At 62.6% G+C, this 19,439-nt stretch carries 19 protein-coding genes and 1 pseudogene; 9 read left to right on the forward strand and 11 right to left on the reverse strand.

Annotated elements, in window-relative coordinates; translation table 11 throughout:
• Positions 1-68 precede the first annotated feature (68 nt).
• Positions 69-224, reverse strand: coding sequence for a 50S ribosomal protein L33 (rpmG, locus tag M2D63_RS03770; RefSeq protein WP_010225867.1), 156 nt, complete (start codon positions 222-224; stop codon positions 69-71).
• 11 nt (positions 225-235) lie between these two features.
• Entirely contained in the window at positions 236-472 is a 237-nt protein-coding gene (rpmB, locus tag M2D63_RS03775) for a 50S ribosomal protein L28 (RefSeq protein ID WP_010225868.1), read from the reverse strand.
• A gap of 361 nt (positions 473-833) precedes the next feature.
• Here rpmB and M2D63_RS03780 point away from each other — a divergent pair, with 361 nt between their 5' ends.
• Entirely contained in the window at positions 834-2,423 is a 1,590-nt protein-coding gene (locus tag M2D63_RS03780) for an ABC transporter substrate-binding protein (protein ID WP_285861461.1), read from the forward strand.
• A 76-nt stretch (positions 2,424-2,499) separates the two neighbouring features.
• Here M2D63_RS03780 and radC read toward each other — a convergent pair whose 3' ends face one another.
• On the reverse strand, positions 2,500-3,180 hold the full coding sequence (gene radC, locus M2D63_RS03785) for a DNA repair protein RadC (protein WP_285861462.1): 681 nt from the start codon (positions 3,178-3,180) through the stop codon (positions 2,500-2,502).
• Between the two features lie 134 nt (positions 3,181-3,314).
• Between radC and coaBC the strand changes: the two genes are divergently transcribed.
• The 4 genes and pseudogenes from coaBC to argB all read left to right on the forward strand — a co-directional run bounded on the left by coaBC (position 3,315) and on the right by argB (position 7,433).
• Positions 3,315-4,523, forward strand: coding sequence for a bifunctional phosphopantothenoylcysteine decarboxylase/phosphopantothenate--cysteine ligase CoaBC (coaBC, locus tag M2D63_RS03790; RefSeq protein ID WP_285861463.1), 1,209 nt, complete (start codon positions 3,315-3,317; stop codon positions 4,521-4,523).
• Positions 4,524-4,529: 6 nt separating this feature from the next.
• Positions 4,530-4,985: a dUTP diphosphatase gene (dut, locus tag M2D63_RS03795; RefSeq protein ID WP_285861464.1), complete on the forward strand. Its 456-nt coding sequence runs from the start codon at positions 4,530-4,532 to the stop codon at positions 4,983-4,985.
• Between the two features lie 136 nt (positions 4,986-5,121).
• Positions 5,122-6,498, forward strand: a pseudogene (locus tag M2D63_RS03800) (phosphomannomutase/phosphoglucomutase); the annotation flags it as partial.
• A 29-nt stretch (positions 6,499-6,527) separates the two neighbouring features.
• The gene (gene argB, locus M2D63_RS03805) at positions 6,528-7,433 is read left to right on the forward strand and encodes an acetylglutamate kinase (protein WP_285861465.1); all 906 of its coding nucleotides are present in this window, start codon (positions 6,528-6,530) and stop codon (positions 7,431-7,433) included.
• 147 nt (positions 7,434-7,580) lie between these two features.
• Here the strand turns inward: argB and pyrE are convergent, their stop codons facing one another.
• Positions 7,581-8,222 carry an orotate phosphoribosyltransferase gene (gene pyrE, locus M2D63_RS03810; RefSeq protein ID WP_285861466.1) on the reverse strand — a complete coding sequence of 214 codons (642 nt, stop codon included), beginning with the start codon at positions 8,220-8,222 and terminating at the stop codon, positions 7,581-7,583.
• 80 nt (positions 8,223-8,302) lie between these two features.
• On the opposite strand from pyrE, the gene M2D63_RS03815 reads away from it, so the two are divergent.
• Complete coding sequence (locus M2D63_RS03815; protein WP_028942456.1) at positions 8,303-9,082, forward strand: exodeoxyribonuclease III; 780 nt, start codon at positions 8,303-8,305, stop codon at positions 9,080-9,082.
• A 54-nt stretch (positions 9,083-9,136) separates the two neighbouring features.
• Here the strand turns inward: M2D63_RS03815 and M2D63_RS03820 are convergent, their stop codons facing one another.
• The 3 genes from M2D63_RS03820 to rph all read right to left on the reverse strand — a co-directional run bounded on the left by M2D63_RS03820 (position 9,137) and on the right by rph (position 11,011).
• A complete protein-coding gene (locus M2D63_RS03820) occupies positions 9,137-9,538 on the reverse strand; it encodes a hypothetical protein (RefSeq protein WP_285861467.1) in 402 nt (133 codons plus the stop codon).
• A 357-nt stretch (positions 9,539-9,895) separates the two neighbouring features.
• Positions 9,896-10,264, reverse strand: a complete 369-nt coding sequence (locus M2D63_RS03825; RefSeq protein WP_285861468.1) for a DUF4870 domain-containing protein — start codon at positions 10,262-10,264, stop codon at positions 9,896-9,898.
• A 24-nt stretch (positions 10,265-10,288) separates the two neighbouring features.
• On the reverse strand, positions 10,289-11,011 hold the full coding sequence (rph, locus tag M2D63_RS03830) for a ribonuclease PH (RefSeq protein WP_028942458.1): 723 nt from the start codon (positions 11,009-11,011) through the stop codon (positions 10,289-10,291).
• 241 nt (positions 11,012-11,252) lie between these two features.
• Between rph and M2D63_RS03835 the strand changes: the two genes are divergently transcribed.
• Both M2D63_RS03835 and gmk read left to right on the forward strand, forming a co-directional pair.
• The gene (locus M2D63_RS03835; protein WP_285861469.1) at positions 11,253-12,116 is read left to right on the forward strand and encodes a YicC/YloC family endoribonuclease; all 864 of its coding nucleotides are present in this window, start codon (positions 11,253-11,255) and stop codon (positions 12,114-12,116) included.
• Between the two features lie 13 nt (positions 12,117-12,129).
• Positions 12,130-12,750 (forward strand): guanylate kinase, encoded by a 621-nt coding sequence (gene gmk / locus M2D63_RS03840; protein WP_285861470.1) that lies wholly within the window; start codon positions 12,130-12,132, stop codon positions 12,748-12,750.
• A 21-nt stretch (positions 12,751-12,771) separates the two neighbouring features.
• Here gmk and M2D63_RS03845 read toward each other — a convergent pair whose 3' ends face one another.
• The 4 genes from M2D63_RS03845 to M2D63_RS03860 form a co-directional block, all read right to left on the reverse strand.
• Positions 12,772-14,322, reverse strand: coding sequence for an APC family permease (locus M2D63_RS03845; protein ID WP_285861471.1), 1,551 nt, complete (start codon positions 14,320-14,322; stop codon positions 12,772-12,774).
• 111 nt (positions 14,323-14,433) lie between these two features.
• Positions 14,434-15,213, reverse strand: coding sequence for a gamma-glutamyl-gamma-aminobutyrate hydrolase family protein (locus M2D63_RS03850; RefSeq protein ID WP_285861472.1), 780 nt, complete (start codon positions 15,211-15,213; stop codon positions 14,434-14,436).
• A 14-nt stretch (positions 15,214-15,227) separates the two neighbouring features.
• Positions 15,228-16,721, reverse strand: coding sequence for an aldehyde dehydrogenase (locus tag M2D63_RS03855; protein WP_285861473.1), 1,494 nt, complete (start codon positions 16,719-16,721; stop codon positions 15,228-15,230).
• An 18-nt stretch (positions 16,722-16,739) separates the two neighbouring features.
• Positions 16,740-18,122 (reverse strand): glutamine synthetase family protein, encoded by a 1,383-nt coding sequence (locus M2D63_RS03860; protein WP_285861474.1) that lies wholly within the window; start codon positions 18,120-18,122, stop codon positions 16,740-16,742.
• Between the two features lie 242 nt (positions 18,123-18,364).
• Between M2D63_RS03860 and M2D63_RS03865 the strand changes: the two genes are divergently transcribed.
• Entirely contained in the window at positions 18,365-19,243 is an 879-nt protein-coding gene (locus tag M2D63_RS03865; protein ID WP_285861475.1) for a LysR family transcriptional regulator, read from the forward strand.
• The last annotated feature ends 196 nt before the right edge of the window (positions 19,244-19,439 follow it).

Consider the following 19,439-nt stretch of genomic DNA (forward strand, 5'->3'; position numbering starts at 1 on the left):
CCACAGTTAGGCCATAAAAAAAGGCCCGTATCCTGAGATACGGGCCCTTTTTTCGTCAGCCGGATCAATTACTTGATCTTGGCTTCCTTGTAGATCACGTGCTTGCGAACAACCGGATCGAATTTTTTGATTTCGATTTTGTCCGGAGTGGTGCGCTTGTTCTTGTCGGTGGTGTAGAAGTGGCCGGTATTAGCGGTCGACACCAGACGGATCAATTCACGCATGATTCTCTCCCTTAGACCTTGGCGCCGTTACGGCGAATGTCGACCAGAACGGCATCGATGCCGCGCTTGTCGATGATGCGCATGCCTTTGGCAGATACGCGCAGACGCACGAAACGCTTCTCGGACTCGACCCAGAAGCGATGATGCTGCAGGTTCGGCAGGAAACGACGACGGGTTTTGTTGTTTGCGTGGGAAATGTTGTTCCCGGTTACCGGACCCTTACCGGTAACTTGACAGACTCTCGACATGCCTCAGCCCTCTAAAACCACATGCCCAACCCGGCATGGGTTGGCCGCTTAATCTCTCAGTCTTTGGCGCCAGGCGCCGTGTTTCTTCAGGGTCTTATCGGTCAGATCACCAACGCGACAAACCGAGCCCCTAGAAAAGAGCGCTGCTTTATACCAGAAAGACCAGAGCACAACAACAGAAGATGTGTGTTGTCGTGCCAGCTGGCGCGCCGGAGCAGCATACCGACAGGGCTGGCCTGCCGTCGACCGCTCGTCGCACAAATGCGAAAAAAGGAGTTGGCCATTTAAGGCCCGGCACACTAGGGTAGGACATTTCCAGACTGCACTGGCAGATGGGCCATCGATCAGCCAAGGAATTCCCATGCGCGCTGCCGCTCTACCCCTGTTGTTCGCCACCCTGCTCAGCCCGGTGTTCGCCCAGGCTGGGGCACTGAGTGTGTGCACCGAGGCCAGCCCCGAAGGCTTCGACGTGGTTCAGTACAACTCGCTGACCACCACCAACGCCTCGGCAGACGTGCTGATGAATCGCCTGGTCGAGTTCGATGCCACCCAGGGCAAAGTGGTGCCGAGCCTGGCCGAAAGCTGGACAGTGTCGCCCGACGGGCTGATCTATGAGTTCAAGCTGCGCCCCGAGGTGAAGTTCCATAGTACCGGCTACTTCAAACCCGGCCGTACCCTGGGCGCCGACGATGTGCTGTTCAGCTTCCAGCGCATGCTCTACCCCGCCCATTCCTGGCACAAGATCGCCCAGAGCGGCTACCCCCACGCCCAGTCCCTGCAGTTGCCGAGCCTGATCAAGCAGATCGAGGCCGTGGACCCGCTGACCGTGCGCTTTACCCTCGATCATGCCGACGCCACCTTCCTGCCGACCCTGAGCATGGGCTTCGCCTCGATCTATTCGGCCGAGTACGCCGACCAGTTGCTCAAGGCCGGTACCCCGGAGAAGCTCAACAGCCAGCCGATCGGCACCGGCCCGTTCGTGTTCAACCGCTTCCAGAAGGACGCAGTCATCCGCTATCGGGCCAACCCGGATTACTTCGCCGGCAAGCCGGCGGTCGACCCGCTGGTCTTCGCCATCACCCCCGATGCCAACGTGCGCCTGCAGAAGCTCAAGCGCAATGAATGCCAGATCGCCCTGTCGCCCAAGCCGCTGGATATCGCCGCGGCCAGCGAGGACCCGGCCTTGAAGGTGGAGAAGACCGAAGCCTTCATGACCGCGTTCCTGGCCATCAACAGCCAGCACCCACCGCTGGACAAGGCAGAAGTGCGCCAGGCCATCAACCTGGCATTCGACAAGGACAGCTACCTCAAGGCCGTGTTCGAAGGCACCGCGATTGCCGCCAATGGCCCCTACCCGCCCAATACCTGGAGCTATGCCAAGGACCTGCCCGGTTACCCGGTCAACCTCGACAAGGCCCGCAGCCTGCTGGACAAGGCCGGCCTCAAGGACGGTTTCAGCACCACTATCTGGACCCGCCCGCAAGGCAGCCTGCTCAACCCCAACCCGAGCCTGGGCGCACAGCTGCTGCAGGCTGACCTGGCCAAGATCGGGATCAAGGCCGAAATCCGCGTGATCGAATGGGGCGAGCTGATTCGTCGTGCCAAGGCCGGCGAGCATGACCTGCTGTTCATGGGCTGGGCGGGCGACAACGGCGACCCGGATAACTTCCTCAGCCCGCAGTTCGCCTGTGCGGCCGTCAAATCCGGGACCAACTTCGCCCGCTATTGCGACCAGCGCCTCGACCAACTGATCAGCGCCGGCAAGACCACCACCGACCAGAGCGTGCGCAGCCGCCTGTACCAGCAGGCCCAGGGGCTGATCCAGCAACAGGCGCTGTGGTTGCCGCTGGCGCACCCGACCGCCGCAGCGCTGCTGCGCACGGATGTTGAGGGGTATCAGGTGAGCCCGTTTGGACGGCAGGACTTCGCTACAGTGAAGATCTCGCGCTGATTCATCGCGGGGCAAGCCCGCTCCCACAGATACAGTGCAGACCTGTGGGAGCGGGCTTGCCCCGCGACAGGCCAAATCACGACGCGAACCACCCCCACTCGGCCATCGACAACGGCTCGCCGTCACCGACGATGAAGTGGTCAAGCACCCTGACATCGACCAGCCCCAGCGCAGTCTTGAGGCGCTGCGTCAGCACCTGGTCGGCATTGCTGGGCTCGCTGACGCCTGATGGGTGGTTATGGCAGAGAATCAAAGCGGCAGCGTTGTGCGCCAGGGCACGCTTGATCACTTCCCGGGGAAAGACACTGGCACTGTCGATCGAGCCACGAAACAGCACCTCAAAACCCAATGGACGGTGTTTGGTGTCGAGAAACAGACACCCGAATACTTCGCTGCGCTCATGTCGCAGCTTGGATTTGAGGTAACGACGTACCGCGTCAGGGCTTTGCAGCACCGAGTCGCGAGCGATGGTTTGCTCCAGGTGTCGCCTGCCAATTTCCATCACGGCCTGCAACTGGGTGTATTTCGCAGGCCCCAGCCCGACCTCACGCTGAAACGTGGCCTGATCGGCCTCCAGCAAATGACGCAATCCGCCAAACTGCTTCAACAGATGCCTCGCCAGATCGACAGCGCTCTTACCCGCCACACCCGTGCGTAAAAAAACCGCCAGCAACTCTGCATCTGACAGGCTACCCGCCCCACGCTCCAGCAGTTTTTCCCGCGGCCGTTCCGCCGCGGGCCAGTCCCTGATACTCATGACCCATCCCTCTGTCTATCGGTTACTGCTCCTGTGTTTCAGCCCTGTGCTACATTACCCGCTCTTTTTTACGCGACGATCCGGCCTGGGGAGGCGTCGTCGCCGCGTACAATCACTGAGCAAAAGGCAAGCCTATGCAGCGGCTGTATCGTAAGCGCATCGTTCTCGGCGTCGGCGGCGGCATCGCCGCCTACAAAAGTGCCGAACTGGTTCGCCGACTCCTGGAACACGGCGCGCAAGTGCGTGTCGTCATGACCCGCGGCGGCGCCGAATTCATCACGCCGCTGACCCTGCAGGCCCTGTCCGGCCACCCGGTGCACATGGACCTATTGGACCCTGCTGCCGAAGCGGCGATGGGCCATATCGAACTGGCGAAGTGGGCCGACCTGGTGCTGATCGCCCCGGCCACCGCCGACCTGCTGGCGCGCATGGCCCAGGGTGTGGCCGATGACCTGCTGACCACCCTGGTGCTGGCCACCGACGCCACCGTGGCCGTCGCACCGGCCATGAACCAGGCCATGTGGCGCGACCCGGCCACCCAGGCCAACCTGGAGCTGCTGCAAAGCCGCGACATCCAGGTCTTCGGCCCGGCCTCCGGCAGCCAGGCCTGCGGCGATGTAGGCCTGGGCCGCATGCTCGAAGCCAACGACCTGGCCTGGTGCGCCGCCGAGTGCTTCAAACGTGAATCGCTGACCGGCAAGCACATCGTCATCACGGCCGGGCCGACCCAGGAAAACATCGACCCGGTGCGCTACATCACCAACCATAGCTCCGGGAAAATGGGCTTCGCCCTGGCTGAAGCTGCCGTCGAAGCCGGCGCCAAGGTCACCCTGATCACAGGCCCCGTGCACCTGCCCACGCCCGATCGGGTCTCGCGCATCGACGTAGTCAGCGCCCGCGACATGCTGGCGGCCTGTGAAGCGGCCATGCCCTGCGACATTTTCATCGCCTCCGCTGCGGTCGCCGACTACCGCCCGGAAGTGATCGCACCACAGAAACTCAAGAAAGACCCTACGACAGGTGACGGCCTGCTGCTGCAGATGGTCCGCAACCCGGACATTCTCGCCACCATCGCCACCCGTCCCGACCGCCCGTTCAGCGTCGGCTTCGCCGCCGAGACCGAACACCTGCTCGACTACGCCGCGCGCAAACTCAAGGACAAGAACCTCGACCTGATTGTCGCCAACGATGTGGCCAACCCCAGCATCGGCTTCAACAGCGAGGAGAACGCCTGCAGCGTGATCGATCGCCAGCTCCACGAAACACTCTTCGCACAGACCAGCAAGGGCAAGATCGCCCGTCAGCTGGTCGCTTTCATCGCTGAACGTCTCAACCAGGTTTAACTCTGCATGCACGCTCTACAAGCCAAGATTCTCGATCCACGCATCGGCAGCGACTTCCCGCTGCCGCAGTACGCCACCCCGGGTTCGGCCGGCCTCGACCTGCGCGCCATGCTCAAGCAGGACACGGTTCTTGAGCCGGGCCAGACCCTGCTGATCCCTACCGGCCTGTCGGTGTACATCGGTGACCCGGGCCTGGCGGCGCTGATCCTGCCGCGCTCGGGCCTGGGCCACAAGCACGGCATCGTGCTGGGCAACCTGGTCGGCCTGATCGACTCCGACTACCAGGGCGAGCTGATGGTTTCTTGCTGGAACCGCGGCCAGACCCCGTTCACCATCGCCATTGGCGAGCGCATTGCACAACTGGTCCTGGTGCCCGTGGTGCAGGCCCATTTCGACATCGTCGAAACCTTCGACGAAAGCCAGCGCGGCGCTGGCGGCTTCGGTCATTCCGGCAGTCACTGATCCCACGATTGCCCACAGTACGCCAAGGATGGCGAACTCTCTGGCGATATGACCGTCAAAGCGTTCAGTTTGAGCCTGCCCTGCACGCCCTCGATATTGGAGTTCCCCAGAGATGAACGACATGGCACACCTGGTACCCGCACTTCCCGACAGTATTTTTCGCGCCTACGACATTCGTGGCGTGCTCGGTAAAACCCTGACCGCCGAGACCGCCTACTGGATCGGTCGCGCCATCGGCGCCCAGACCCTCGCCCAGGGCGAACCGAACATTTCGGTCGGTCGTGACGGACGCCTGTCCGGCCCGATGCTGGTCGAGCAACTGATCAAAGGCCTGGTCGAAGCCGGCTGCCGGGTCAGCGATGTCGGCCTGGTGCCGACCCCGGCCCTGTACTACGCCGCCAACGTCCTGGCCGGCAAGTCCGGGGTCATGCTCACCGGCAGCCACAACCCGCCGGACTACAACGGCTTCAAGATCGTCATCGCCGGCGACACCCTGGCCAACGAACAGATCCAGGCCCTGTTGACCCGCCTGAAAACCAACGACCTGAGCCGCGGCGAAGGCAGCGTCGAGAACGTCGAAATCCTCGATCGCTATTTCCAGCAGATCACCGGCGACATCAAGCTGGCGAAGAAACTCAAGGTCGTCGTGGACTGCGGTAACGGTGCGGCCGGCGTGATTGCCCCGCAACTGATCGAAGCCCTGGGCTGCGAAATGATCCCATTGTTCTGCGAAGTCGACGGCAACTTCCCCAACCATCACCCGGATCCGGGCAAGCCGGAAAACCTGGAAGACCTGATCGCCAAGGTCAAGGAAACCGGCGCCGACCTGGGCCTGGCCTTCGACGGCGATGGCGACCGCGTCGGCGTAGTCACCAACACCGGCAACATCGTCTACCCCGACCGCCTGCTGATGCTGTTCGCCCAGGACGTGCTGGCGCGTAACCCCGGCGCCGAGATCATCTTCGACGTCAAATGCACTCGCCGCCTGACCCCGCTGATCGAGCAACAGGGTGGCCGCGCGCTAATGTGGAAGACCGGTCATTCGTTGATCAAGAAGAAGATGAAGCAAACCGGCGCCCTGCTGGCCGGCGAGATGAGCGGACACATCTTCATCAAGGAACGCTGGTATGGTTTCGACGACGGCATCTATAGCGCCGCACGCCTGCTGGAGATCCTCAGCAAGGCCAAGACCGATGCCGAACAGCTGTTCGCCGCGTTCCCGAACGATATTTCCACGCCGGAAATCAACATTGATGTGACCGACGAGGGTAAATTCAGCATCATTGATGCACTGCAACGCGACGCCGACTGGGGCCAAGCGGCCAACCTGACCACCATTGACGGTGTGCGGGTCGACTATCCCCACGGCTGGGGCCTGGTACGCGCCTCCAACACCACGCCGGTGCTGGTACTGCGCTTCGAGGCCGACACCGACGCCGAACTGCAGCGAATCAAAGAGGTTTTCCGCGCACAACTGTCGCGCGTAGCCCCTGACCTGCAACCAACGTTCTGACCGACTATCTGTTCCAACTGGAGCCCTGCATGACCCTCGATCGCGATGCCGCCACCCATGTCGCCCAGGTTTTGTCCGAAGCGCTGCCTTACATCCGCCGCTTTGTCGGCAAGACCCTGGTGATCAAATACGGCGGCAACGCGATGGAGAGCGAAGAGCTCAAAACCGGCTTTGCCCGTGACGTGGTGCTGATGAAAGCGGTCGGCATCAACCCGGTGGTCGTACACGGCGGCGGTCCGCAGATCGGTGACCTGCTCAAGCGCCTGTCGATCGAAAGCCACTTCATCGATGGCATGCGCGTGACCGACGCGCAGACCATGGACGTGGTCGAGATGGTCCTCGGCGGCCAGGTGAACAAGGACATCGTCAACCTGATCAACCGTCATGGCGGCAGCGCCATCGGCCTGACCGGCAAGGACGCCGAGCTGATTCGCGCGAAGAAGCTCACCGTCACCCGCCAGACCCCGGAGATGACCACCCCGGAAATCATCGATATCGGCCATGTCGGTGAAGTCACCAGCGTCAACACCGACCTGCTGAACATGCTGGTCAAAGGTGACTTCATTCCGGTGATCGCGCCGATCGGCGTCGGTGCCAACGGCGAGTCGTACAACATCAACGCCGACCTGGTGGCCGGCAAGGTGGCCGAAGCGCTGAAAGCCGAAAAGCTGATGCTGCTGACCAACATCGCCGGCCTGATGGACAAGCAAGGCACCGTGCTCACCGGCCTGACCACCGAGCAGGTCAACGAACTGATCGCCGACGGCACCATCTACGGCGGCATGCTGCCGAAGATCCGCTGCGCCCTGGAAGCGGTGCAAGGTGGCGTCAACAGCTCGCACATCATCGATGGCCGGGTGCCTAACGCAGTGCTGCTGGAAATCTTCACCGACAGCGGTGTGGGCACCCTGATCACCAACAGCAAGCAGCGTTAAGTCGTTCGGGAAGGCGTTGCCTTCCATCGCTGGCGCTGCCAGCTCCCACACGTAATGGTGCATGCACAACCTGTGGGAGCCGGCAGAGCCGGCGATTGCTGCCCTGAAACAAAAAAGGCGACCTTGCGGTCGCCTTTTTCATTTGCCTCAGATCCCGTACTGGGCCCGATAGGCCTCGACGGCCGGCAGGTGCTGCTTGAGCGCCGGGTCGTCGGCGAGGAACTCCAGTACCTGGGTCAGCGAGACGATGCTCACCACCGGAATACCGAAGTCACGCTCCACTTCCTGGATCGCCGACAGCTCGCCGTTGCCGCGCTCCTGGCGGTTCAGCGCGATCAGCACGCCTGCAGCCTTGGCCTGCTGGCCCTGGATGATCTGCATGACTTCGCGGATCGCGGTACCGGCGGTGATCACGTCGTCGATGATCAGTACGTCGCCCGTCAGCGGCGCGCCAACCAGGCTGCCGCCCTCACCGTGGGCCTTGGCTTCCTTGCGGTTGAAGCACCAGGGCAGGTCGAGCTGATGGTGCTCGGCCAGGGCTACCGCCGTGGCGGCTGCCAGGGGGATACCCTTGTAGGCCGGGCCGAACAGCACATCGAACGGAATCTTGCTGTCGACGATCGCCGCCGCATAGAAACGTCCGAGCTGGGCCAGGGCCGAACCGCTGTTGAACAGGCCGGCATTGAAGAAATACGGGCTGGTGCGGCCCGACTTGAGGGTGAATTCACCGAAGCGCAGAACCCCGCGGTCGATGGCAAAACGAATGAAGTCGCGCTGATACGGCTGCATGAAGAGTCCCGGATACCACGGATTTAGCTAATTGAGTACAGCTCGGGTATCATACACGCACGAGATTTTTGGGGCCATTTATGCGGATCATCAGTGTGAACGTAAATGGCATTCAGGCTGCAGTCGAGCGTGGTTTGCTCAGCTGGCTGCAAGCCCAGAATGCCGACGTCATCTGCCTTCAGGATACCCGCGCCTCGGCCTTTGAACTCGACGACCCAGCTTTCCAGCTCGATGGCTACTTCCTTTATGCCTGCGACGCAGAAGTTCCCGCCCAAGGCGGCGTGGCACTTTATTCGCGGTTGCAGCCCAAGGCAGTCATCAGCGGCCTGGGCTTCGAGACAGCCGACCGCTACGGACGTTACCTGCAGGCCGATTTCGACAAGGTAAGCATCGCCACCCTGCTGCTGCCTTCGGGAATGAACGGCGACGAAGACTTGAACCAGAAGTTCAAGTTGATGGACGACTTCGCCAAGTACCTGGACAAGCAGCGGCGCAAGCGTCGCGAATACATCTATTGCGGCTCGTTGTACGTGGCGCAGCAGAAGCTCGACGTCAAGAACTGGCGCGACGGCCAGCAGTCGCCGGGCTTCCTGGCGCCTGAACGGGCCTGGATGGACACCGTCGTCGGCGACATGGGCTATGTCGATGCCCTGCGCGAAGTCAGCCGTGAAGGCGACCAGTACAGCTGGTGGCCGGACAACGAACAGGCGGAGATGCTCAACCTGGGCTGGCGTTTCGACTACCAGCTGCTGACCCCGGGCCTGCGCCGCTTCGTGCGAAGCGCGCGCCTGCCACGTCAGCCACGCTTCTCCCAGCATGCGCCACTGATCGTGGACTATGACTGGACGCTGACGATCTGAGTCGATCAGTTGCAAAAAAACCGACATTGCGTCGGTTTTTTTGTGGGTGCAATCTCAGCGTGTTGGGGAAAGCTTGATCAGGGCAAGGCCTATCGCAAGCCAGACAGCAGCAGTGATCAGCAACCAGGAAGCAATCAACATTCGACGCCGCAGTCGCGGAGGAAAGTTGCGCAAATCTTCTGCGTCCATCATTCCCAAGCGAACACTTAGCTTTGGATAGAGCATCGCGCCAGCGATGGTGGTGAGCAGATAGCAGCGCGATTTCAAGCGTGTCGTCCCCCAGAACGGTATTTGCATCTTTAGCCAAACGCTGTTTGGAAGGCTTGCAATGATGAGGTCGAAGTCACGGCTGCGGGCGGTGTAGGTATCGATGGCTACGCCTGACAAGCCGATTATGAAGGGGGCTAAACCGAAGGCGATGGCAATGCTCGGCGGCCAAGTGTTGATATCAATCACTTTGCACCTCGTAGATGATGTCTCCCAACGACTCTCCAAATGATCCAAGGCCGGCTCCCCCGGCTAGTGATCCGCCTCCTACCAGAACGAACGCTCTGACTGCTGAGGCAGATGGCGCCGGTGGTGGTCTGGTCGCCATGTAGCCCGGCGCCGCGGCCATTCATATTCATACGGAAGGCCATGCACTGATTCCCTGAGCAAATGAAGCCCGGAACCTAGCATCGGAAAGACGGCTTTTTACGCAGGAGAAGTCGAATCAGAAGCGTCCTACACAGCCCTCAAAATGCAACCTGTAGGTGCGGATAACAAAAAGGCGAGCCCATGGGCTCGCCTTTTCCGGGACCACTCAACCGATCACTATTTGATCGGCCGCCACGTCAGCGGATAACGATACGGCTGCCCGTCGTTGGCCTTGACCCCGGCAATGATGGTCAGCACCAGCACCGCGACCATCAGCATGCCGAACAGCACGATCCCCACCAGCACGAACATCAGCGCGAAGCAGATCATCGAGGCCAGGAACACGGTGAGCTGGAAGTTCAGCGCCTCCTTGCCCTGGGCATCGACGAACGGGTCCAGGTCCTTTTTCCACACCCACATCACCAGCGGGCCCAGCAGGTTGCCAAAAGGCACCACCAGGCCCAGCAAGGCCGACAGGTGACAGAACATCGCCCACTGACGAATCTCGGCATTGGGGGTGGGCAACTGCAACGGCTGCTCGTTCATGCTCTGCTCCTTGCGGTGTCGAAATCAGTCGGCCAGCGAGGCTTTCTGCAGTTCGAACAGGTCGACCATGCCTTTTTGCGCCAGCGCCAGCATGGCGTTGAGCTCTTCCGGCTGGAACGGCGCGCCTTCGGCAGTGCCCTGGACTTCGATGAAACCGCCCTGGCTGGTCATCACCACGTTCAGGTCGGTCTCGGCCGCGGAGTCTTCCAGGTAGTCGAGGTCCAGAACCGCTTCGCCCTGGTACATGCCTACCGACACGGCGGCGATCATGTGCTTGAGCGGGTCGCCGCCCTTCAGGCCGCCACGCTTCTTGACCACGCGCAGGGCGTCGACCAGGGCAACCATGGCGCCGGTGATTGAGGCAGTGCGGGTGCCGCCGTCGGCCTGGATCACGTCGCAGTCGACGTACAGGGTGATGTCGCCGAGCTTGCTCATGTCCAGGGCGGCACGCAGCGAACGGCCGATCAGGCGCTGGATCTCGAGGGTGCGGCCACCCTGCTTGCCACGGGCGGCTTCGCGCTGGTTACGCTCGCCGGTGGAGCGCGGCAGCATGCCGTATTCGGCGGTCAGCCAGCCCTGGCCCTGGCCCTTGAGGAAGCGCGGCACGCCATTCTCGACGCTGACCGTGCAGACGACCTTGGTGTCACCGAACTCGACCAGTACTGATCCCTCGGCGTGTTTGGTGTAGTTGCGGGTGATGCGGATCGAGCGAAGCTGATCGGCAGCGCGACCACTTGGACGTTTCATTTGGGATACCTGTACCGGGTTCGAATCTGCCCAGCATTATAAGCGCACCGGGCGATGAGGACACACCTATTGTCGCCGCAGCCGAAACCGACGGCCCAGAGGCGCTGGTCGGATTTTTACGGCAGATATCTGACTGTTTGTAACATCAGTGGATTGGGAGCCAGCGCCGCTCTGCGCTACAATCTTGCGCCTCTGCAGCCGGCCGGCTTTCCTTTGACCCCTTTTTTGCGAGGTACTTCCCATGGTGCACAGCATGACCGCTTTTGCTCGTGTCGAGCGCGCCGGTAGCCAGGGCACCCTGATCTGGGAATTACGCTCGGTCAACCATCGCTACCTGGAGCCCCACCTGCGCCTGCCCGAGGCCCTGCGCGACCTCGAAGGTGCGGTACGCGAAGCCCTGCGCCAGGGCCTGTCGCGGGGCAAGGTGGAATGCACCTTGCGCTTCAATGAAGAGAACGCCGGCAAGCCCCTGCAGGTCGACCGCGAGCGTGCCGCGCAACTGGTCGCCGCCGCCGAGACCGTGGCCAGCCTGATCAAGCAACCGGCGCCGCTTAACCCGCTGGAAGTGCTGGCCTGGCCGGGCGTGCTGGTCGCCGACGCCAGCGACCCGCAAGCCTTGAACAACGAAGCGTTGAGCCTGTTCGAAGAAGCCCTCACGGAACTCAAGAACGGTCGCAACCGCGAAGGTGCCGAACTGGCCCGCCTGATCAACGAGCGCCTCGACGGCATGGCCAGCGAAGTCACCACCCTGCGCGCCCTGGTGCCGCAGATGCTTGCTGCCCAGCGCCAGAAGACCCTCGACCGCTTCGCCGACATGCAGGCCGAGCTCGACCCGCAACGCCTGGAGCAGGAGATGGTCCTGCTGGCCCAGAAGAGCGACGTCGCCGAAGAACTCGATCGCTTGAGCACCCACATCACCGAAGTTCGCCGGGTACTCAAGTCCGGCGGCGCTGCCGGCCGGCGCCTGGACTTCCTGATGCAGGAGCTCAACCGCGAAGCCAACACCCTGGGCTCCAAAGCCTTCGATCCACGCAGCACCCAGTCCGCGGTCAACCTCAAGGTACTGATCGAACAGATGCGTGAACAAGTACAGAACATTGAGTAAGGCCACCCCGACCATGAATCACAGCAGCGGTACCCTCTACATCGTTTCGGCCCCCTCTGGCGCCGGCAAGACCAGCCTGGTCAAGGCCCTGATCGACGCTGACAGCAGCATCCAGGTCTCGGTTTCCCACACCACCCGGGCCATGCGCCCGGGCGAAGTGCACGGCGTGAACTACCACTTCGTCGAGCACACCGAATTCAAGCTGATGATCGAGCAAGGCGACTTCCTCGAGCAGGCCGAGGTCTTCGGGAATTTCTACGGGACCTCGCGCAGCGCGCTGCAGCAGACCCTCGACCAGGGCCACGACCTGATCCTGGAAATCGACTGGCAAGGCGCCCAGCAGGTGCGCAAGCTGATGCCCGAGGCGCGTTCGATCTTCATCCTGCCGCCGACCCAGGAAGCCCTGCGCCAGCGCCTGACCAACCGTGGCCAGGACAGCGACGAGATCATCGAGGGACGGATGCGTGAAGCGGTCAGCGAGATGAGTCACTACGACGAGTATGACTTCGTCATCATCAACGATGACTTCGCCACGGCGCTGGAAGACCTCAAGGCGGTGTTCCGCGCCAACCGCCTGCTGCAGACGAACCAGCAGCAGCGGCATGGCCAGTTGCTCAAGCAATTGCTGGCCTGAGCAACCGGTAGTTCCAGCCGCCTAGCGGCGGCTGGAGACCGTGGCGTGACGTTGCAGGGTCATGCCCAGGAAGAACGCCGGCGCCCGCAGGCGTGACAGCATCATCAGCCCCAGACCCAGCAGGGTGATGATCACTGCGATCACGAACACCAGCCCCAGACCACCCACATGCGAGCCGCTGCCGAACTCTGGCGAAGCGCTGTCGATGGCTGTCTGCAGGAAAATCACCGAGAGGATGCCGCCACCGAGCAGCGGGCACAGGCCACGCATCAGGAAGTGGCGCAGGCTGTCGAACAGGCTGTGGCGGAAGTACCAGACACAGGCATAGGCGGTCAGCGAGTAGTAGAAGCAGATCATCATGCCCAGGGCGGTGATGGTGTCGGCCAGCACGTTCTCGCTCAGGGTACGCATGGTGACGTAGAACACGCCCGCCGCCACGCCGGCACAGATCGTCGCGTAACGCGGCGTTTGCGAACGCGGGCAGATGTTGGCGAAGCGCTCAGGCACCGCACCGTAGTAACCCATGGCCAGCAAGGTGCGGGCTGGAGAAACGAAGGTGGACTGCAGGGACGCTGCGGTACTGGCCAGCACCGCGATCGACATCAGGATCGCCAGCGGCCCCATGACCGGACCGGCCAGGTGGGCGAAGACGTTTTCCTGGATGCGCGGGTTGTTCAGGCCCAGGCCAATGTCACCGATACCGGCAAATTGCAGGGTGGCGATCGCTGTCACCAGGTACAGACCGAGGATCAGCAATACGGTCAAGGTCGCCGCACGGCCAGGGGTGTCACCGCTGCCCACCGACTCTTCGCTGATGCTCAGGCAGACATCCCAGCCCCAGAAAATGAAGATCGACAGCGACAGGCCGGCGGTAAAGGCCGAGAACGACTCGACGCCGAAGGGGTTGAACCAGTCGAAGTCGAATTCCAGCGGCGGCGTGGTCGACGATTCGCCGAACGCGGCCATGGCAAAGCCCACCAGCACCACCAGCTGCAACGCCACCAGGCCGTACTGCACGGTCATGGTGGTGGTGATCCCCCGGCAGCAGATCCACACCGCCATGGCGATGAACACGCAACAGGTGACGACGTTGATCAACAGGTTATCCGCCAGCGCTGCCACCTCGTGGCTGCCGGATATCTGCCCCAGGAATAGATAGAAGAAGTCGACCGCCACCCCCGCAAGGTTGGACAGCACGATGGTGGTGGCCGTGACCAGTCCCCAGCCGCCGATCCAGCCGATCATCGGGCCGAAGGCCCGCGCCGACCAGGTGAAAGAGGTGCCGCTGTCCGGCTCTGCCGAGTTCAGCTCGCGGTAGCCCAGCGCGACCAGCAGCATGGGCAGGAAGCCGACGATAAACACTGCCGGCAGATGGGCACCGACCTCGCGCACGGTGGGCCCGAGTGCGCCGGTGAGGGTGTAGACCGGTGCAATGGTGGAGATACCCAGGACAATGCTCGCCAACAGACCGAGCCGGCCCTTGGCCAGCCCTTTGGTTGCTTTCGATGCACCGCTTTCCTGGGTGCGAGCCTGTCCCATACCCGGGGACAGGCCTGCTTCGTATTCGCTCATGAGTAGTTGCCGCCGCTATTACTATTGTTCTCAGGACGCCCCGCAGCGCGTCCGCTTGCACTCAATGAAACCTGTTGCCTGTTGCTTGAACTCCGGATCGACCGGATCACGTCAAACTGCTGTCTCCCGGTAGCGCTCACCCCTTGCACGGGCCAGGCATGCCTCACGGAACGCCTGGAACAGGCGCAACGAAACCGGGTTGTCGGCAAAGCGGTATTCGGGGTGCCACTGCACACCGACCACAAAGCCTGGGGCATCCTCCATGGACACCGCTTCGATCAAGCCATCCGGTGCCAGGACCTCGGCACGCAGGCCGTCGGCCAGGCGATCGATACCCTGGCTGTGAAGGGAATTGACCATGAAGCTCTGCTCCAGCCCAAGCCGCTCGAACAGCCCACCGGGCTGTACCGAGACGCTATGGCGGGGGCTGTATTGCTCTTCCAGTGGCGCGTCCTGCGGCTCGCGGTGATCGAGGAAACCTGGCAGCTCCTGCACCCGCTGGTGCAGGCTGCCGCCCAGGGCGACGTTGAGTTCCTGGAATCCACGGCAGATGCAGAACACCGGTACACCGGTGGCAATGGCGGCCTGCAGCAACGGCAGGGTCAAGCGGTCACGAAACACATCGTGCTTCGTCCCCTCCACGCTGGGGGCGCCATTGTAATGATGCGGCTCGATATTTGAAGGCGAACCGGTAAAAAGAATGCCATCCAGGCGCTCTAGCACGCGCTGGGGATCGCTGGGCTCGGCCCGCGCCGGGAGGATCAGCGGGATCCCGGCGAAGCCTGCCGCCTCGACGTACTTGTCGCCGGCGGTGTGCGAAGAATTGTTGCCCAACTGCTGACGGCAGGCGGAGACGCCAATCAAAGGCGGCATGCCAGTGGTAGTTTGCATGGGTTCACCCTCCCTTACAGCTTGATCCAGGTCGCCTTGAGTTCGGTGTATTTGTCAAAAGCATGCAGCGACTTGTCGCGGCCGTTACCCGACTGCTTGAAGCCACCGAACGGCGCGGTCATGTCGCCACCGTCGTACTGGTTGACCCAGACGCTGCCGGCACGCAGGGCGCGGGCGGTGTTGTGGGCGCGGGAAATGTCCTTGGTCCAGACCGCTGCGGCCAGGCCAAAGGGTGAATCGTTGGCGATGGCCACGGCTTCTTCGGCGGTGTCGAAGGTGATCACCGACAGCACCGGACCGAAGATCTCTTCACGGGCAATGCGCATGGCGTTGGTGACGCCATCGAAGATCGCCGGCTGCACATACACGCCGCAGGTGTCTTCCAGCACACGCTCGCCACCGGTCAGCAGGGTAGCGCCATCGGCCTTGCCGGCTTCGACGTAGCCGAGCACGGTGTCCAGCTGGGTGGTGTCCACCAGCGCACCGACGCGGGTTTGCGGGTCCAGGGCGTGACCTGGCTTCCAGGCCTTGAGGGCCTCGACCACCATGGGCAGGAAGCGCTCCTTGACGCTGCGTTCGATCAGCAGGCGTGAACCTGCGATGCACACCTCGCCCTGGTTGAAGGCGATCGCGGCCGCGGCCGCTTCGGCGGCTGCCTGCAGGTCGGGGGCGTCGGCGAAGACGATGTTCGGGCTCTTGCCGCCCGCTTCCAGCCAGACCCGCTTCATGTTCGACTCGCCGGCGTAGACCATCAGCTGCTTGGCGATACGGGTGGAGCCGGTGAACACCAGGGTGTCGACATCCATGTGCAGGGCCAGGGCCTTGCCCACGGTGTGGCCATAGCCGGGCAGCACGTTCAGTACGCCGGCAGGCAGGCCCGCATCGAGCGCCAGTTGGGCGATGCGAATGGCGGTCAGTGGCGATTTCTCGGACGGCTTGAGGATCACCGAATTACCGGTGGCCAGGGCCGGGCCGAGTTTCCAGCAGGCCATCATCAGTGGAAAGTTCCACGGAACAATGGCCGCGACCACGCCGACCGGCGAGCGGGTGACCAAACCCAGCTGATCGGACGGGGTCGCAGCAACTTCATCGTAAATCTTGTCGATGGCTTCGGCGTTCCAGCGGATGGCGTTGGCCGCCGCGGGAATGTCGATGCTCATGGAATCGGCAATCGGCTTGCCCATGTCCAGGGTTTCCAGCAGCGCCAGCTCCTCGGCATTGGCCAGCAGCAGGTCGGCGAAGGCGATCAGCACGCGCTTGCGCTCGGCCGGTGCCTGGTTGGCCCAGACACCACTGTCGAAGCTGCGCCGGGCGGCGGCCACGGCGCGCTCGGCGTCGGCGCTGTCGCAGCTGGCGATCTGCGCCAGCTGACGGCCATCGACGGGGCTCGAACACTCGAAAGTGTCACCAGAGACACTGGTGCAATACTGCCCGTCGACAAAGGCACGGCCTTCGATCTTCAGGGTCTGGAACAGCTGTTCCCAGTGTTCACGTGGCGCAATTGTCATTGTTGTTTTCTCCGGGCATCACACGGTATGCAGGTACCAGTTGTATTCGAGGTCGGAAATCGACACCTCGAACTCGGCCATTTCGCTTTCCTTGCAGGCGACAAAGACGTCGATGTAGTCCGGGCTGATGTACTGGTTCAGCACTTCACTGTCATCGAGTTCGCGCAACGCATCGCGCAGGTTGTTCGGCAGGCTCTGCTCCAGTTGCTCGTAGGAGTTGCCTTCGATGGGCGCGCCCGGTTCGATCTGGTTGGTCAGGCCGTGGTGGATGCCGGCCAGGATGGCCGCCATCATCAGGTACGGGTTGGCGTCGGCACCGGCCACGCGGTGCTCGATACGTACCGCATCGCTGCTGCCGGTAGGCACGCGGACCGCCACGGTACGGTTGTCCAGGCCCCAGCTCGGCGCATTGGGCACGTAGAACTGGGCGCCGAAGCGGCGGTACGAGTTGATGTTCGGGCACAGGAAGGCCATCGACGCCGGCATGGTCTCCAGCACACCGCCGATGGCATGGCGCAGCGGCAGGCTTTGCTCGGGGTCGTCGCTGGTGAAGATGTTCTTGCCGGTTTTCTTGTCCAGCAACGAGATGTGCACATGCAGGCCGTTGCCCGCCTGGCCCGGGTAGGGCTTGGCCATGAAGGTGGAGTCCATCTCATGGTCGTAGGCGATGTTCTTGATCAGGCGCTTGAGCAGCACCGCGTAGTCGCAGGCCTTCATCGGGTCGACGACATGGTGCATGTTCACTTCGAACTGCGCCGGGGCGCTTTCCTTGACGATGGCGTCGGCCGGGATGCCCTGCTCTTTCGCCGCTTCCAGCATGTCCTGCAGGCAGTCGACGTACTCGTCGAGGTCGTCGATCAGGTACACCTGGGTCGACTGCGGACGCTTGCCGGAAATCGGCGAGCGCGGCGGCTGCGGACGGCCATTGAGGTTGTCCTGGTCGATCAGGTAGAACTCGAGCTCGAACGCCGCGCAGATGTCCAGGCCCAGCGCGTCGAACTTCTCCACCACACCGCGCAGCACTTCCCGCGGGTCGGCGAAGAACGGCTGGCCGTCCAGTTCATGCATGGTCATCAACAGCTGCGCGGTAGGGCGCTTCTGCCAGGGTTCATAGCTCAGGGTGCCGGGGATCGGGTAGCAGATGCGGTCGGCATCGCCGATATCCAGGCCCAGGCCGGTGCTTTCGACCGTGGAGCCGTTGATGTCCAGGGCGAACAGCGAAGCCGGCAGGTTGATGCCTTTTTCGTAGACCTTGACCAGGCTTGCGCGCTCGATGCGCTTGCCGCGTACCACGCCGTTCATGTCGGCAATCAGCAGATCGACGAATTGCACTTCAGGGTGGGCCTTGAGAAATTCACCTACCTCGTCGAGAGGTTTGGCGCACGGGGAGACCGACGTCATGGCTAGGCATCCTTTGTTTTTTTCGAACGGCTGTGGAAGAGGTACTGCGGCGCTATCGGGAGCGGCGATGGTTTCATTTGTTGTTCTAAGGAGTCCCATCGTGGGGAACTGCCGAACGCCGTCTTCAAGGACGAACGTTCCAGATTCTGACAGCGTTGTGAGTTGATTCACCGCTGCCGCTTCACTATAGAATGGCCCCAGCGCAACAGACATTGGCATTTAGGCAAGCAAAGAGTGCACCCATGCAATATCAGATCAGTCACGCCGACCTTTCGCTGGTCCTCGCCCTGGTGCGTGGACGCTCGCTGGCCAAGGCCGCGGAGCTGCTGCGGGTAGACGTTTCGACGGTGTTCCGTTCGATCCGGCGCATGGAAGCCGCCCTCGGTACCGCGTTGTTCGTGAAGAGCCGCAAAGGCTACATCCCCACCGGCACCGCCCAGGCCCTGGCCGAACAGGCCGAGCGCGCCGAACAGGCCCTGGATGCCGCCCGGGTGGCCCTGGAGCACGGTGAGCAAGTGGTCAGCGGCACAGTGCGCCTGACCTGTACCGATGCCGTGCTGCACAGCCTGCTGCTGCCGGCGCTGGCCGAATTCATGCCGGCCTATCCGGCGCTGTCGCTGGAGCTGGCCACCTCCAACACCTTCGCCAACCTCAGCCGCCGTGATGCCGACCTCGCCTTGCGCCTGACCAACTCGCCGCCGGAGCACCTGGTCGGCCGCTGCCTGGGCTCGGCATCCTATGTGGTCTGCGGTCGCGAGGAGTTTCGCGACAAGCTCAAGGAGGCGCCGGCCAGCCTGCCCTGGATTGCCCCGGATGACACCATGCAGGACCACTCCACCGTGGTCTGGCGCAGCGAACACATGCCCGGCGTGGTGCCGCGCTACCGCTGCAGCAGCATCTCGGCCATCGCCCAGCTGGTGGCCGCCGGCCTTGGCGTAGCCGCGCTGCCCGACTACATGGCGCACACCCTGCCCGGCGTCGAGTCGCTGAGCAATGCCCTGCCCGGCTGCGATACCGAGGTGTGGCTGCTGACCCGCCCGGACTGCCGCGCACTGCGTTCGGTGCAGACCCTGTTCGATGAATTGACCCCGCGCCTGCGCGATGCCCTGGGCCGGCAATAGGCCTGAAAACCCTGATCGCGCGGCAAGCCCGCTCCCACCGAGAACCTGTAGGAGCGGGCTTGCCCCGCGATGCGTCCAAATCCGAAACCACGACAAACAGTTGTGCCAGAGCCCCGGAAGTGGTTATCGTCAGGCTATCCAAGGGCTCGATGTGAAAACAGCGCTTCCCTAAAGGCTGGTGATTTTTTAAACTATC

The sequence above is a fragment of the Pseudomonas sp. BJa5 genome, assembly GCF_030272875.2.
Taxonomy (GTDB): domain Bacteria; phylum Pseudomonadota; class Gammaproteobacteria; order Pseudomonadales; family Pseudomonadaceae; genus Aquipseudomonas.

What these genes read in the sequence shown, in the direction of transcription:
- rpmG (WP_010225867.1), bottom strand. Translation starts at nt 224, where the DNA reads ATGCGTGAATTGATCCGTCTGGTGTCGACCGCTAATACCGGCCACTTC.
- rpmB (WP_010225868.1), bottom strand. Translation starts at nt 472, where the DNA reads ATGTCGAGAGTCTGTCAAGTTACCGGTAAGGGTCCGGTAACCGGGAAC.
- M2D63_RS03780 (WP_285861461.1), top strand. Translation starts at nt 834, where the DNA reads ATGCGCGCTGCCGCTCTACCCCTGTTGTTCGCCACCCTGCTCAGCCCG.
- radC (WP_285861462.1), bottom strand. Translation starts at nt 3,180, where the DNA reads ATGAGTATCAGGGACTGGCCCGCGGCGGAACGGCCGCGGGAAAAACTG.
- coaBC (WP_285861463.1), top strand. Translation starts at nt 3,315, where the DNA reads ATGCAGCGGCTGTATCGTAAGCGCATCGTTCTCGGCGTCGGCGGCGGC.
- dut (WP_285861464.1), top strand. Translation starts at nt 4,530, where the DNA reads ATGCACGCTCTACAAGCCAAGATTCTCGATCCACGCATCGGCAGCGAC.
- argB (WP_285861465.1), top strand. Translation starts at nt 6,528, where the DNA reads ATGACCCTCGATCGCGATGCCGCCACCCATGTCGCCCAGGTTTTGTCC.
- pyrE (WP_285861466.1), bottom strand. Translation starts at nt 8,222, where the DNA reads ATGCAGCCGTATCAGCGCGACTTCATTCGTTTTGCCATCGACCGCGGG.
- M2D63_RS03815 (WP_028942456.1), top strand. Translation starts at nt 8,303, where the DNA reads ATGCGGATCATCAGTGTGAACGTAAATGGCATTCAGGCTGCAGTCGAG.
- M2D63_RS03825 (WP_285861468.1), bottom strand. Translation starts at nt 10,264, where the DNA reads ATGAACGAGCAGCCGTTGCAGTTGCCCACCCCCAATGCCGAGATTCGT.
- rph (WP_028942458.1), bottom strand. Translation starts at nt 11,011, where the DNA reads ATGAAACGTCCAAGTGGTCGCGCTGCCGATCAGCTTCGCTCGATCCGC.
- M2D63_RS03835 (WP_285861469.1), top strand. Translation starts at nt 11,253, where the DNA reads ATGGTGCACAGCATGACCGCTTTTGCTCGTGTCGAGCGCGCCGGTAGC.
- gmk (WP_285861470.1), top strand. Translation starts at nt 12,130, where the DNA reads ATGAATCACAGCAGCGGTACCCTCTACATCGTTTCGGCCCCCTCTGGC.
- M2D63_RS03845 (WP_285861471.1), bottom strand. Translation starts at nt 14,322, where the DNA reads ATGAGCGAATACGAAGCAGGCCTGTCCCCGGGTATGGGACAGGCTCGC.
- M2D63_RS03850 (WP_285861472.1), bottom strand. Translation starts at nt 15,213, where the DNA reads ATGCAAACTACCACTGGCATGCCGCCTTTGATTGGCGTCTCCGCCTGC.
- M2D63_RS03855 (WP_285861473.1), bottom strand. Translation starts at nt 16,721, where the DNA reads ATGACAATTGCGCCACGTGAACACTGGGAACAGCTGTTCCAGACCCTG.
- M2D63_RS03860 (WP_285861474.1), bottom strand. Translation starts at nt 18,122, where the DNA reads ATGACGTCGGTCTCCCCGTGCGCCAAACCTCTCGACGAGGTAGGTGAA.
- M2D63_RS03865 (WP_285861475.1), top strand. Translation starts at nt 18,365, where the DNA reads ATGCAATATCAGATCAGTCACGCCGACCTTTCGCTGGTCCTCGCCCTG.